Source organism: Achromobacter sp. NCFB-sbj8-Ac1-l (genome assembly GCF_052695805.1).
Map to the genome: position 1 here is coordinate 2,573,914 of NZ_CP199812.1, position 12,423 is coordinate 2,586,336.

The 12,423-nt window shown below is 63.8% G+C and carries 11 protein-coding genes; 10 read left to right on the forward strand and 1 reads right to left on the reverse strand.

The features are described from left to right. Nucleotides 1-3: 3 nt before the first annotated feature. Nucleotides 4-825, reverse strand: a complete 822-nt coding sequence (gene map / locus ACUDP5_RS11850; protein ID WP_263912481.1) for a type I methionyl aminopeptidase — start codon at nucleotides 823-825, stop codon at nucleotides 4-6. Nucleotides 826-1,653: 828 nt separating this feature from the next. On the opposite strand from map, the gene rpsB reads away from it, so the two are divergent. The 10 genes from rpsB to ACUDP5_RS11900 all read left to right on the forward strand — a co-directional run bounded on the left by rpsB (nucleotide 1,654) and on the right by ACUDP5_RS11900 (nucleotide 12,422). Further along, complete coding sequence (rpsB, locus tag ACUDP5_RS11855) at nucleotides 1,654-2,403, forward strand: 30S ribosomal protein S2 (protein ID WP_025138845.1); 750 nt, start codon at nucleotides 1,654-1,656, stop codon at nucleotides 2,401-2,403. A 181-nt stretch (nucleotides 2,404-2,584) separates the two neighbouring features. Further along, on the forward strand, nucleotides 2,585-3,463 hold the full coding sequence (gene tsf / locus ACUDP5_RS11860) for a translation elongation factor Ts (RefSeq protein ID WP_199164072.1): 879 nt from the start codon (nucleotides 2,585-2,587) through the stop codon (nucleotides 3,461-3,463). 180 nt (nucleotides 3,464-3,643) lie between these two features. After that, entirely contained in the window at nucleotides 3,644-4,360 is a 717-nt protein-coding gene (pyrH, locus tag ACUDP5_RS11865; protein WP_025138843.1) for a UMP kinase, read from the forward strand. A gap of 15 nt (nucleotides 4,361-4,375) precedes the next feature. Next, nucleotides 4,376-4,936, forward strand: a complete 561-nt coding sequence (gene frr / locus ACUDP5_RS11870) for a ribosome recycling factor (protein WP_263912487.1) — start codon at nucleotides 4,376-4,378, stop codon at nucleotides 4,934-4,936. A gap of 149 nt (nucleotides 4,937-5,085) precedes the next feature. Then, nucleotides 5,086-5,850, forward strand: a complete 765-nt coding sequence (uppS, locus tag ACUDP5_RS11875) for a polyprenyl diphosphate synthase (protein ID WP_263912489.1) — start codon at nucleotides 5,086-5,088, stop codon at nucleotides 5,848-5,850. 67 nt (nucleotides 5,851-5,917) lie between these two features. Then, nucleotides 5,918-6,775, forward strand: a complete 858-nt coding sequence (locus ACUDP5_RS11880; RefSeq protein WP_263912490.1) for a phosphatidate cytidylyltransferase — start codon at nucleotides 5,918-5,920, stop codon at nucleotides 6,773-6,775. Further along, complete coding sequence (locus tag ACUDP5_RS11885; protein ID WP_263912491.1) at nucleotides 6,772-7,971, forward strand: 1-deoxy-D-xylulose-5-phosphate reductoisomerase; 1,200 nt, start codon at nucleotides 6,772-6,774, stop codon at nucleotides 7,969-7,971. Before ACUDP5_RS11880 ends, ACUDP5_RS11885 begins: the two co-directional genes overlap by 4 nt. A 50-nt stretch (nucleotides 7,972-8,021) precedes the next feature. Next, nucleotides 8,022-9,353, forward strand: a complete 1,332-nt coding sequence (rseP, locus tag ACUDP5_RS11890) for an RIP metalloprotease RseP (protein ID WP_445658828.1) — start codon at nucleotides 8,022-8,024, stop codon at nucleotides 9,351-9,353. A gap of 53 nt (nucleotides 9,354-9,406) precedes the next feature. After that, a complete protein-coding gene (bamA, locus tag ACUDP5_RS11895) occupies nucleotides 9,407-11,752 on the forward strand; it encodes an outer membrane protein assembly factor BamA (protein WP_263912494.1) in 2,346 nt (781 codons plus the stop codon). A gap of 109 nt (nucleotides 11,753-11,861) precedes the next feature. After that, entirely contained in the window at nucleotides 11,862-12,422 is a 561-nt protein-coding gene (locus tag ACUDP5_RS11900; RefSeq protein ID WP_263912495.1) for an OmpH family outer membrane protein, read from the forward strand. Nucleotide 12,423: the final 1 nt, after the last annotated feature.

A 12,423-nucleotide genomic window follows, 5' to 3' on the forward strand; every position in this document is an offset into this window, starting at 1 on the left:
CGGTCAGACGGCGGGAATGACGATGGGCTCGGTAATGAAGGCGGGCGGCTGGGGCATGCCGGGCGACAAGGTCAGCACTTCGTAGCCCGTGTCGGTGACGCAGACAGCATGCTCCCATTGGGCGGACAGGCTGTGGTCGCGGGTCACGACCGTCCAGCCGTCGGACAGCTGGCGGATCTCGCGGCGGCCGGCGTTGATCATCGGCTCAATGGTGAACAGCATGCCCGTCACCAATTTCACGCCCGTGCCCGGCTTGCCGTAGTGCAGCACCTGCGGGTCTTCATGGAAGCGCTGGCCGATGCCGTGGCCGCAGAATTCGCGCACGACCGAAAAGCCGTTGGCCTCGGCGTGCTTCTGGATGGCGTTGCCGACGTCGCCCAATGTGGCCCCGTTTTTCACCTGCTGGATGCCTTTCCACATGCATTCGAAGGTGATGTCGGTCAGGCGGCGCGACAGGATCGACTGCTCGCCCACGGCGTACATGCGGCTGGTGTCGCCAAACCAGCCATCCTTGATGATGGTGACGTCGATATTGAGCGAGTCCCCATTTTTCAGTGCCTTGTCGCCAGGGATGCCATGGCACACCTGATGGTTGACCGAGGTACAGATGGCGCCGGGGAAGGGGGGGTATCCGGGGGGCGCGTAGCCCACCGTGGCCGACTTCACTTTCAGTTCGTCGGTCAGGTATTCCAGGCACAGGCGGTCCAGTTCGCCCGTGGTGACGCCAGGCTTGACGAAGGGGGTGATGAAGTCGAGGACTTTGGCGGCGTCCTGGCAGGCGGCGCGCATCTTGGCCAGCTCGGCCGGAGTAGTAATGGTGCCCATGTGGTAACTGGCGGATCTCGCTTGAATGTCTGCTTGAAAGAATAGTAGAATTATAGGCTTCCCTAAAATTTTGGGGAGCAATCTGGGTAGCGGCAAGAGCCCGCCCGGCAAGTGCCAGGGCAAGATGCACCTGGGCAAATTTCGATCTTTCTTTGATTTTCACCTGTCTGCTGATCACCAGCGAGATCGGTGGCAAGCCTGGATTTTTACCGCAAGCGAAGGTTGCGATACGAATTCGGTCAGGCCGCCAGGTTCCTGGAGATGGGCGGGGCAGGTGCAAAGCAGGGGGCGCGCGAAATTGTCTGGATGCGAAAGCCGGCAGATGCTGGGCACGGCGTGTTCGCAAACCCGGGTCGTGTTTTCGAGCGGCGATGCAGGTTCGGTGTGGGTGCCGGCTTAAGTTCTTGGAAACGTTGGCTTTTTGCCTGCGGTTCTTGAAGAAATGCCCCGGCGGCTGATGCGCGGTCTGGCTGAAAAGGCCAGGGCGCGAAGAGCTGGATGTCGCTGCCAACAAAACAGGTCCGGGCGCGCCTTGAAGAAACTGCCAGGAATCTCCTGGCGGGTCGGAAAGCGCAATGCAGGCATGTGGTGCAAGGTTCTCCGTCGTGGCGGCCGTCTGGGTTTATCGCGGCAGCGTAGTAGAAGGCGTGAAACAGGCGGCGTCGCAAGGCGCATCTGGCCACGCCGTAGTATTGCGGCAGTGATCGGCCGGCCCGGTTAAAATATTGTCCATCCCGCAGGTGCGGGAAATCGCGCGCAACACCACCCAGGGTGTCAGCCACAGGCTGATGCAGGTGCGGCGCAAGAAATCAACCCTTGGAGAAAGTTATGTCTTTGATGCGCGAAATGCTGGAAGCGGGTGTCCACTTTGGTCACCAGACCCGCTACTGGAACCCCAAGATGGCCCCTTACATCTTCGGCCATCGCAACAAGATTCACATCATCAACCTGGAAAAGACGGTTGATAAGTACCAGGAAGCCACCAAGTTCGTGAAGCAGCTGGCTGCTCGCGGCGGCAACATCCTGTTCGTCGGCACCAAGCGCGCTGCTCGTGAGCTGGTCGCTTCCGAAGCCGCCCGTTGCGGCATGCCCTTCGTCGACGCCCGCTGGCTCGGCGGCATGCTGACCAACTTCAAGACGGTCAAGACCTCGGTCAAGCGCCTGAAGGACATGGAAGCCGTCGTCGCCGAAGGCGGCGCCGAGCGCATGATCAAGAAGGAAGGCCTGCTGTTCCAGCGCGAACTGGAAAAGCTGAACAAGTCGATCGGCGGCATCAAGGACATGAACGGTCTGCCCGATGCCATGTTCGTCATCGACGTCGGCTACCACAAGATTGCCATCGCCGAAGCCAAGACGCTGGGCATCCCCGTCGTCGCCGTGGTTGATACCAACCACTCGCCCGACGGCATCGACTACGTCATCCCCGGCAACGACGACTCGGCCAAGGCCATCGCGCTGTACGCCAAGGGCATCGCCGACGCCGTGCTGGAAGGCCGCGAACAGAACCTGAACGGTCTGGTCGAAGAAATCGGTGAAGGTCAGGAAGAGTTCGTCGAAGTGCAGGACAACCAGGCCTAAGCCTGCTGTCATGTCCGGCGGTTAGTGTCTGGGGGCGGCCCGTTAATCCGGTACGCCCCCGCCTCGCCGGCTATGCGAAGGTGGGCTCCCATCTTCCCGATCCGCCACCCGCGGACGTCCCATCGAATCACACCATTGCCCCGGCCCGCCGGGGCATGTCTTAGCAAAATTTGGAGCTAACATGGCTGAAATTACCGCCGCCCTGGTCAAGGAACTGCGCGAAAAGACCGATGCGCCCATGATGGAGTGCAAGAAGGCCTTGACGGAAGCCGAAGGCGACCTGGCTCGTGCCGAGGAAATCCTGCGCGTCAAGCTGGGCAACAAGGCCAGCAAGGCTGCCGCTCGCGTCACCGCCGAGGGCCTGATCGGCCTGTTCATTTCCGCCGACGCCAAGAAGGGCGCCGTCATCGAAGTGAACTGCGAAACCGACTTCGTCGCCAAGAACGACGACTTCGTCGGCTTCGTGAACAAGCTGGCCGAACTGGTCGCCACGCAGAACCCGGCCGACGTGGCCGCGCTGTCGGCGCTGCCCTACGGCGAAGGCACCATCGAATCGACCCGCACCGCCCTGATCGGCAAGATCGGTGAAAACATCTCGATCCGCCGCTTCGAGCGCATCGAGACCCCGAACGCGCTGGCCAGCTACGTGCACGGCGGCAAGATCGGCGTGCTGGTGGAATACGCCGGTGCCGAAGAAGTCGGCAAGGACCTGGCGATGCACATCGCTGCGACCAAGCCCAAGGCCCTGAACGCCGACGGCGTCAATCCGGCCGACATCGCCGCCGAGCGCTCGGTCGCCGAGCAGAAGGCTGCTGAATCGGGCAAGCCGGCTGACATCGTCGCCAAGATGGTCGACGGTTCGGTTGCCAAGTTCCTGAAGGAAGTCACCCTGCTGTCGCAACCGTTCGTCAAGGACGACAAGCACACGGTCGAGCAGATGCTCAAGGCCAAGGGCGCTTCGATCAGCAAGTTCGTGCTGTTCGTCGTCGGCGAAGGTATCGAGAAGAAGACCAGCGACTTCGCCGCTGAGGTTGCCGCCGCCGCCGCCGGCCGCGCCTGACCCCAGGGTAGTGCTCAGGAGGCCGGCGCTAGATTATTCTAGACCGGCCTTTTTTCAGCGCCGCGCCGCCCCAAGGTGCACGTCACCTCAGGGCAGCCAGCCCGCCCGGCGGGTGCGGCGTGGGGGATTTCCCCCTTCTTGTCTTAAACTTTCGTCGGATTGTTCTTCGGGATATCACCTATGAGCAGCAGATCATACAAACGGGTTCTTCTCAAACTTTCCGGCGAGGCGCTGATGGGCGATGATGCATTCGGCATCAATCGCGCCACCATCGTCCGCATGACCGATGAGATCGCCGAAGTCGCCGCCACCGGCGTCGAACTCGCCATCGTCATCGGCGGGGGCAACATCTTCCGTGGCGTCGCCCCGGGTGCGCAGGGCATGGACCGCGCAACCGCCGACTACATGGGCATGATGGCCACCATCATGAACGCGCTTGCCTTGCAGGACGCGCTCAAGCACAAGGGTATCGACACCCGCGTGCAGTCGGCCCTGAACATCGACCAGGTCGTCGAACCCTACATTCGTCCCAAGGCCCTGCGTTACCTCGAAGAAGGCAAGGTCGTCATCTTCGCCGCGGGCACGGGCAACCCGTTCTTCACGACCGATACCGCGGCCGCCCTGCGCGGTGCCGAGATCGGCGCGGAGATCGTGCTGAAGGCCACCAAGGTCGACGGCATCTACAGCGCGGATCCCAACAAGGATCCTTCCGCCACGCGCTATGCGCGCATCAGCTTCGACGAGGCGATTGTCCGTCGCCTGGAAATCATGGACGCCACCGCCTTTGCGCTGTGCCGCGACCAGAAGCTGCCGATCAAGGTGTTTTCGATCAATAAGTCGGGCGCGCTCAAGCGCGTCGTCAGCGGCGAAGACGAAGGCACGTTGGTACACGTTTAAAGAAAAGGAAAATCCATGAGCGCCGCAGAAATCCGCAAATCCGCCGAAGCCAGGATGGCCAAGTCGCTTGACACGCTCAAGGCCAACCTGGGCAAGATCCGCACGGGTCGCGCCCACACCGGCATCCTGGATCACGTGCAGGTCGAGTATTACGGTTCGCCCGTGCCGGTTGGCCAGGTCGCCAACGTCAACCTCGTGGACGCCCGCACCCTCAGCGTGCAGCCCTACGAAAAGCACATGGCCGGCCCGATCGAAAAGGCCATCCGTGAATCGGACCTGGGCCTGAACCCCATCTCGATGGGCGACAACATCCGCGTGCCGATGCCTGCCCTGACCGAAGAGCGCCGCCGCGACCTGACCAAGGTCGTGCGCAGCGAAGGCGAAGACGCCAAGATCGCCGTGCGCAACCTGCGCCGTGAAGCCAACGATTCGCTCAAGAAGCTGGTCAAGGACAAGGAAATCTCCGAGGACGACGAGCGTCGCGCCCAGGACGACATCCAGAAGCTGACCGACCGCAACGTGGTCGAGATCGACAAGATGGTCGTCCAGAAAGAAGCGGAAATCATGACCGTATAATCCTTGGCATCGCCGTGGTTGGCCCGACGGCCTGCCGCGACACCAGGATTCTTGCCTTCGCGCCGTCCCATTCATCGCCTCGCAGCGCTCGCTCGAGCGCGGTGGCTGGACGGCGCGGGTTTTTCCCCCGTATTTCCACCCCCAGATCCATGGCAACCAGTTCTACCCAGGCGGTTCCCGACATCCGCGACATCCCGGAGCACGTGGCCATCATCATGGATGGCAACGGCAGATGGGCGACGCGGCGGTTGTTGCCGCGTACGGCGGGGCATGCCAAGGGCGTGCAGGCCGTGCGGCGCGTGGTCGAGGCCTGCGGCCGCGCCGGGGTGCGCTACCTGACCCTGTTCGCCTTCAGTTCCGAGAACTGGCGCCGTCCGGCCGAAGAAGTCTCACTGCTGATGCGCCTGTTCGTGCAGGCGCTGGAGCGTGAAATCGGCAAGCTCGAAGAGCAGGGCGTGCGTCTGCACGTCATCGGCGACCTGACCGCTTTCGAGCCTCGGCTGCAAGAGCTGATCTTCGCGGCCCAGGCCCGTACCGCCCACAACGATCGCCTGCACCTGACGGTGGCGGCCAACTACGGCGGCCGCTGGGACATCCTGCAGGCCACCCGCGCCATGCTGGCCGCCGAACCCGGCCTGGCCGAGCAGCCCCACCTGGTTGACGAAGAGCGCCTGGCGCGCCACCTTTCCATGGCCTGGGCGCCCGAACCCGACCTGTTCATCCGCACGGGTGGCGAACAACGCATCTCGAATTTCCTGATCTGGCAGATGGCGTACGCGGAGTTCTATTTCACCGACCGTTACTGGCCCGACTTCGGTGCGGATGAGCTGCGCGAGGCCTTTGAGTGGTACAAGACGCGCGAGCGCCGTTTCGGCCGCACCAGCGCCCAGCTCGCCGAGGGCGGCGCAAAATAAAGCGGCTGGGTCCGCTCGCGGCGATCCGCCAGCGGCAGCCCTGAGTCGACCCCGAGGAGACCGTCTTATGTTGGGCCAGCGTATCGTTACCGCCGTCATCCTGCTCGCCATCCTGGCCGCCGCGATGATCAGCGCAAATCCCTGGTGGTTCGTGGCCCTGCTGGCGCTGGCCGCCGCCTGCGCCAACTGGGAATGGCTGCGCCTGACGCTGCCCCAGCCGCCTGCGTCGATCATCGCGGTCGGCATTCCCGTCCTGCTGTTCGCGGCCATGCTGGCCCTGGCGTCGGCCTGGCTCGCGGGCCATCGCAGCGGCCTGGCCGATCCCGCCTGGATCTTGCGTTACCTGACGCCCGCTGTCGCCGCGGTCTGGCTGATCGGGGCGGTGGTGGCGGTGGTTCGGGGGCGTGCCGATGCGCCGCCCGCCAGCCTGGGATGGTCCGTGTTTTCGGTGCCCGCCGCCTTCGTCGCCTGGGTGGTGCTGGCGCAGCTGTTCATGGCGCGTGGCGCCGTTTTCGTGGTGTCGCTGCTGGCCCTGGTATGGGTGGCGGACATCGCGGCCTATTTTGCGGGCCGCGCGTTCGGCAAGCGTAAACTGGCGCCTCGCGTCAGTCCGGGCAAGACCATCGCCGGCGCGGTCGCCGGCGTGCTGGGCGCGGTTGTCTGGATCGGCCTGTCCAGCCTGTGGGATGGCACGTTCGGCCATGCCCTGGTGGCGCGCTGGTCGTTCTGGCTGGCCTTGCCCATTGCCGCGCTGCTGGGCGTGCTGTCCATTGTCGGGGACCTGTTCGAGTCGCTGCTCAAGCGCCGTGCGGGCCGCAAGGATTCCAGCACGCTTCTGCCCGGCCACGGCGGGGTCTATGATCGCATCGACGCGATCCTGCCCGTCGCGCCATTCGCGCTACTTTTGTCTGGAGTCTTGTTTTGACGGCTTTTCAACGCGTCGTCGTGCTGGGGTCGACCGGCTCGATCGGCGAAAGCACGCTGGATGTGATTGCCCGGCACCCCGACCGCCTGGCGGTCTATGCCTTGTCCGCCTATAGCCGCATGCAGCGGCTCGCCGAGCAGGCGCTGGCCAGTCGCGCCGCCGTGGTGGTGGTGCCGGACGATCAGGCCCGCAAGCAGTTCATCGCCGCCTGGCCCGCAGGCCAGGTCATGCCGGACATTCGCGTGGGGGCGCAGGCGCTGGCGGACACGGCAGCGGACCCACAGTGCGATTCCGTCATGGCGGCCATCGTGGGTGCCGCGGGCCTGCCCGCCGCCCTGGCAGCCGCCCGTGCAGGCAAGCGGGTGCTGCTGGCCAACAAAGAAGCCCTGGTGGCCGCGGGCTCGCTGTTCATGCGGGCCATACGCGATAACGGCGCTGAATTGCTGCCTATCGACAGCGAACATAACGCCATTTTCCAATGCATGCCGCACGCTGGCCGGGCAGGGGCGCCTGATGCGCCGGCGCCCGGCGTGCGCCGTCTGCTGCTGACTGCCTCCGGCGGTCCGTTCCGCGGTCGCGACCTTGAAGACCTGCACGAGGTCACCCCGGAACAAGCCTGCGCCCACCCCAACTGGAGCATGGGCCGCAAGATCTCGGTCGATTCGGCCACCATGCTGAACAAGGGCCTTGAGGTCATCGAAGCCCACTGGCTGTTCGCCATGCCCGCCGACCGCATCGAAGTCGTGGTGCACCCGCAGAGCGTGGTGCACTCCATGGTCGAATACACCGACGGCTCGATCCTCGCGCAATTGGGCCAGCCCGACATGCGGACCCCCATCGCCTACGGCCTGGGCTTTCCCGAACGGCTCGACAGCGGGGTCGGTCCCCTGGATCTCACCCGCCTGGGCCGGCTGGACTTCGAAAAGCCCGATCTGGCGCGCTTCCCGTGCCTGGCGCTGTCGTTCGCCGCATTGCGGGCGGGGCAGGCGGCCTGCATTGCCCTGAATGCCGCCAACGAGGTGGCCGTGGATGCCTTCCTGTCCGGCCGGCTGGCCTACACGTGGATTTCCCGGGTGATCGAGGCGACCCTGGAGTGGCAGGGGGGGCAATCATCTGTTACGCTCAACAGTCTTGACGATGTGCTGGCGCTGGATGCTGCGGCGCGCGTCTACGCCGGCAATCTCGGCCTGGCGTAATACGGCAACCCCCGCAGCGCAATTCCCGATCCCTGGATTTTCCGACCTCGATGCTTTTCACCCTGCTGGCCTTTGCCGTCGCGCTTGGCTCCCTGATCATCTTCCATGAACTGGGGCACTATTGGGTGGCCCGGCTTTGCGGCGTCAAGGTATTGCGGTTCTCGGTCGGATTCGGCAAGGTCATCCTGCGCCGTGTCGACAAGCACGGCACCGAATGGGCCGTCTCGGCCCTGCCGCTGGGCGGCTACGTCAAAATGCAGGACGAAGCCCCGGCCGGCGCCAGTCCGTCCGAAGCGGCGGGCGCGTTCAACAACAAGTCCGTCGGCAAGCGCATCGCCATCGTCGCCGCCGGCCCCATCTTCAATCTCATTCTCGCGGTCTTCCTGTACGCCGGCCTGAACATGGCGGGCACCGAAGAGCCGGTCGCCGTCATCGCCCAGCCCGCCGCCGACACGCCGGCTGCGCGCGCAGGCCTGTCCGCCGGCGATCGCATCCTGTCCATCGATGGGCAGGAAGTGGCATCGTGGTCCGACGCCCGGTGGCGCCTGATGGACCTGATGGCCACGGGGGGGCGCACCCAGATCGAAGTCGGCACCGCCACGGGCGGCTCGCATCAACGCGAACTGACCCTGCCGGCCAACGCCATGGACCCGGCTGGCGGCGACCCGCTGGCCGCCGCCGGTATCCGCCTGGCCCAGCCCAAGCCCGCCGTGCGCGTCGTCAACGATGGCGGCGAAGGGCAGGCGGCCGGCCTGCGGCAGGGCGACCTGATCCTGGCCGTCGACGGCCAGCCCACCCCCGATACCGGCGCGCTGGTCAAGCAGATCCAGGAAAGCGCGGGCAAGGTCCTGGCGTTGACCCTGGCGCGCGACGGCGCCAACGTCACCGTCAACGTCACGCCGCGGGCCGAAACCGTCAACGGCCAGGTCATCGGTCGCCTGGGTGTCCAGCTGGGCGGCGACGTGCCCATGGTAACGGTTCGCTACGGCGTGCTCGACAGCCTGTGGCGCGGCGCGGTCCGCACCTGGGATACCGCACTGTTCTCGCTGCGCATGATGGGCCGCATGGTCACGGGCGACGTTTCCTGGCGCAATGTCAGCGGTCCGGTCACCATCGCCGATTACGCCGGCCAGACCGCCCGGATCGGCATTGTTGCGTACATCGCCTATATCGCGTTGATCAGCATCAGCCTGGGGGTACTAAATTTGCTCCCGATTCCTATGCTGGACGGTGGTCATCTGCTGTACTATCTCGTCGAAATTGTGCGGGGCAGTCCTCCGCCCGCACGATGGATCGATATTGGACAGCGCGCAGGCATTGGTTTATTGGCAAGCCTGATGGGGCTTGCGCTGTTTAATGATTTCACGCGTTTATTCACTTGAACGCCATTTAGCATAAAATCCCCCGCCATTTGCACGACCGAGGATACTCAAGGATGTCTTTTCGCCGGATGTTTCATCACAAAAAGGGTGTACTGCCGGGCATAGTGCCGAGTCTGATCGCCGCATTGCTGCTTCCAGGCATGGCCCACGCCTTCGACCCTTTTGTCGTGCGGGATATCCGCGTAGAGGGTATTCAACGAACCGACGCCGGCACCGTCTTCGGTTATCTCCCCGTCAAAGTCGGCGAGAAATTCACCGAAGAAGAAGCCACCGAAGCCATCCGCCGCCTGTATGGCACGGGTTTCTTCACCGACGTGCAGATCCAGACCGACAATAATGTCGTGGTCGTGGTGGTGCAGGAACGTCCGACGATCGCCTCCGTGAATTTCAACGGCATGCGCGAGTTCGATTCCAAGGCCATCACCAAGTCGCTGGGGCAGGTGGGTTTTGCTGAAGGCCGTATTTTCGACCGCTCGATGCTCGAGCGCGCCGAATACGAACTCAAGCAGCAATACCTGTCCAAGGGCAAGTATGGCGTTGAAGTGACTTCCACCGTCACGCCGCTGCCGCGTAACCGCGTCGGGGTGAGCTTCGACGTGTTCGAAGGCTCGGTCGCACGCATCCAGGAAATCCGCTTCGTCGGCAACAAGGCGTTCTCCGAAAGCGACCTGCTCGACGAATTCAAGCTGACGACGCCGGGCTGGCTGACCTGGTACACCGATACCGACAAGTATTCCCGCGAAAAGCTCGAGGGCGATCTCGAACGCCTGCGCTCGTTCTACCTCGACCGCGGCTACCTGGAATTCTCGGTCGAGCCGCCGCAGGTCACGATCTCGCCGGACCGCAAAGACATCCGCATCACGATCACCGTGCACGAAGGCGAACCCTACAAGGTTCGCAGCGTCAAGCTGGCGGGCAACCTGATCGGCCTGGACAAGGAAATCAACGCCCTGGTCAAGGTCAAGCCTGACGAGACGTTCTCGGCCGCCAAGGCCAACGACTCGGCCAAGGCCATCACGGACTACCTGGGTGAACTGGGCTACGCGTTCGCCAACGTCAACCCGAATCCGCAGCTGGACCGTGCCAAGCACGAAGCCGACCTGACGTTCTACGTCGACCCGAGCCGCCGTGTGTACGTGCGCCGCATCCAGATCGGTGGCAACACCCGCACGCGCGACGAAGTCGTGCGCCGCGAAATGCGCCAGCAGGAAGCCGCCTGGTACGACGCCAAGGACATCAAGACGTCCCGCGACCGCGTCGACCGCCTGGGCTACTTCAGCGACGTCAACGTCAAGACCGATCCCGTGCCGGGCTCGCCCGACCAGGTCGACGTCAACGTCGACGTGAAGGAAAAGCCCACCGGCATGATCAACCTGGGCGTGGGCTACGGCTCGTCCGAAAAGGCCATTCTGTCGGCCGGTATCAGCGAAGACAACGTCTTCGGCAGCGGCACCAACCTGACGCTGCAGCTGAACACCAGCAAGTCCAACCGTGCCGTGGTGCTGTCGCACACCGACCCGTACTGGACCAAGGACGGCATCAGCCGCACCACGTCGGCGTACTACCGCGTGACCGAGCCCTGGAACAACAACGACGGCGACTACCGCGTCAAGTCCATGGGCCTGGGCATGAACTTCGGTGTGCCGATCTCGGAATACGACCGGATCTTCCTGGGCGCCAACCTTGAGCGCAACCAGATCGACCTGTTCTCGAATTCGCCGCTGGCCTACCGCAAGTTCGTCGACCAATATGGCGATGCCACCAACTCGGTGATCTTCACCGCGGGCTGGTCCAACGACACCCGCGACAGCGCCCTGGCGCCGACCAAGGGTTCGTATACCCGCCTCAAGAGCGACTTCTCGACGGTGGACCTGAAGTACTACATGCTGACCGGTCAGCAGCAGTACTTCATCCCGCTGGGCGGCTCGTACACCCTGGCGCTGAACGGCATGGTCGATTGGGGCCAGAGCTACGGCGGCAAGGACTACCCGATCATCAAGGACGTGTACGCGGGCGGTATCGGTACCGTGCGGGGCTACGAGGGTTCGTCGCTGGGTCCGCGCGACTCGATCACGGGCGACTACCTGGGCGGTTCGCGCCGTATCGTGGCGAACGCGCAGCTGTACCTGCCGTTCCCGGGCGCCTCGAAGGACCGCACGCTGCGCTGGTTCATCTTCAGCGATGCGGGCCAGGTGGGCGCGGGCAGTGGCCTGTCTTGCACCAACGGCAAGCCGGGCAGCGAGGTCGACGATCCTTGCGGCTGGCGTTTCTCGGCCGGTATCGGCCTGTCGTGGCAGTCGCCGATGGGTCCGTTGCAACTGTCGTATGCCCGTCCGCTCAATGCCAAGCCGGGCGACGACAAGCAGGCCTTCCAGTTCCAGATCGGGACCGGATTCTAATCGTCGCGTTACGCTTGAAAACAAGGGGGAGGGCCCGCGGCCCGGCTCCCTTGCCGTTTAGTGGCACAATACACACTTTGGCTTTGCCTTACTGGAAGGTGAGATTTTCATGATGTCTGATTTCGCACTTAAATCATCGAATTCGCCGCGCGCAACGCGCCGTGGCAAGCTGGGCGGCTCCATTGCCCTGGTGGGTGCGCTCATCCTGGGTTCCGTTGCGGCGGTGCCCGCTCAGGCTCAAAACACCAAGATCGGCTTCGTCAATACCGAGCGGATCCTGCGTGAGTCTGGCCCTGCCAAGACGGCGCAAAGCAAGATCGAAGCCGAATTCAAGAAGCGCGACGACGAGCTCCAGCGCCTGAACAACAGCCTGCGCACGCAAGCCGAGAAGTTCGACAAGGACGCGCCTGTCCTGTCCGAGTCCGATCGCGTCAAGCGCCAGCGTGAACTGTCCAACCTGGATACCGACCTGCAGCGCAAGCGCCGCGAATTCCAGGAAGACTTCAACCGTCGTCGCAACGAAGAGTTTTCCGGCATCGTCACGAAGGCCAACGAGGCCATCAAGCGTATCGCCGAACAAGAAAACTACGACCTGATCATCCAGGACGCCGTGACGGTCAACCCGCGCATCGACATCACCGACAAGGTGATCCAGAGCCTGGGCAAGTAAG

Excerpts from the sequence above, each read along its gene's own strand:
- tsf (WP_199164072.1), top strand. The coding sequence starts at position 2,585 with ATGGCTGAAATTACCGCCGCCCTGGTCAAGGAACTGCGCGAAAAGACC.
- rseP (WP_445658828.1), top strand. The coding sequence starts at position 8,022 with ATGCTTTTCACCCTGCTGGCCTTTGCCGTCGCGCTTGGCTCCCTGATC.
- frr (WP_263912487.1), top strand. The coding sequence starts at position 4,376 with ATGAGCGCCGCAGAAATCCGCAAATCCGCCGAAGCCAGGATGGCCAAG.
- uppS (WP_263912489.1), top strand. The coding sequence starts at position 5,086 with ATGGCAACCAGTTCTACCCAGGCGGTTCCCGACATCCGCGACATCCCG.
- bamA (WP_263912494.1), top strand. The coding sequence starts at position 9,407 with ATGTCTTTTCGCCGGATGTTTCATCACAAAAAGGGTGTACTGCCGGGC.
- ACUDP5_RS11900 (WP_263912495.1), top strand. The coding sequence starts at position 11,862 with ATGATGTCTGATTTCGCACTTAAATCATCGAATTCGCCGCGCGCAACG.
- ACUDP5_RS11880 (WP_263912490.1), top strand. The coding sequence starts at position 5,918 with ATGTTGGGCCAGCGTATCGTTACCGCCGTCATCCTGCTCGCCATCCTG.
- pyrH (WP_025138843.1), top strand. The coding sequence starts at position 3,644 with ATGAGCAGCAGATCATACAAACGGGTTCTTCTCAAACTTTCCGGCGAG.
- rpsB (WP_025138845.1), top strand. The coding sequence starts at position 1,654 with ATGTCTTTGATGCGCGAAATGCTGGAAGCGGGTGTCCACTTTGGTCAC.
- map (WP_263912481.1), bottom strand. The coding sequence starts at position 825 with ATGGGCACCATTACTACTCCGGCCGAGCTGGCCAAGATGCGCGCCGCC.